This is a genomic window from Sinomonas humi (assembly GCF_000802235.1).
GTDB classification, from domain to species: domain Bacteria; phylum Actinomycetota; class Actinomycetes; order Actinomycetales; family Micrococcaceae; genus Sinomonas; species Sinomonas humi.
Genome location: NZ_JTDL01000067.1, coordinates 1 through 783, shown reverse-complemented (window position 1 = coordinate 783; position 783 = coordinate 1). Strand labels below are relative to the sequence as shown.

Sequence of the window (783 nt, the reverse complement as noted above, 5' to 3'; positions counted from 1 at the left end):
GAGCCAGGGCAATGACGGGTTATGAGAATCCCGTGACCCGGATTTGCGAGTGCGCACCGGATGGCGTCGCCTACGACACGGTCGAGTTCGGCTTCGAGAACCTCCCGACTCTTGATCTCCGACCTCTCCGCATCATCAGTCGTCTTCAATGACATCTTTTCTCCCTGTCACGAACGGCTGGAGGTACGCGTCCGGCACGCTCGTCGCGTAGCCATCGCCATGCTCCTCTCACCTCTCATTGCGTGCGCGACCAAGGGGACGTGCTGCCTCGCACGCATCAACCCCGTCAGCGACGCGCTCCGGGGAGTCCCACTCCTCCGATGAGACGGAGTGCGCATCCTTCCCGCAACGGGCAGCTGTGGGCCGCTGTTCTATCGCCATTCGGAGGCGGCCGGTGGCTACGCAGTGTTCTACAACGCGGCGTCTTCCCGCGCCTATGTCAGCTTTACCAACGTCAGCGGCTCGTCCATCCATCAGAATCCGTCTGGCGGAGGAACAGCGTACGCGGGAGCTGTGCGGAGGGAACCGTCCAGAGGATCGTTCCCTCCGCGGTGACGCTCTCTACTTCAGCCGCGACAAGAGCGACCCCATTGACTCGGACTTGGACGAGGTCGCCGGGTGTTGCCTGTTTGGCATGGAAGGTCGAGACCGGCATTGCCGGGCGGGGGCCCTCGCCGCTTCCCGGTTCACCACATGCACTTTTCATAGCTCACGCCGAAGGGGACGTCGGGGTGGAGTTCGAGGGTGAATTCTCGAGGGGAGTAAGCGGTGACAAGGATGCCC

At 62.8% G+C, this 783-nt stretch carries 1 protein-coding gene; it reads right to left on the bottom strand.

The window, feature by feature from the left end:
• Positions 1-454 precede the first annotated feature (454 nt).
• Complete coding sequence (locus LK10_RS04430; RefSeq protein ID WP_043120489.1) at positions 455-655, bottom strand: hypothetical protein; 201 nt, start codon at positions 653-655, stop codon at positions 455-457.
• Positions 656-783: the final 128 nt, after the last annotated feature.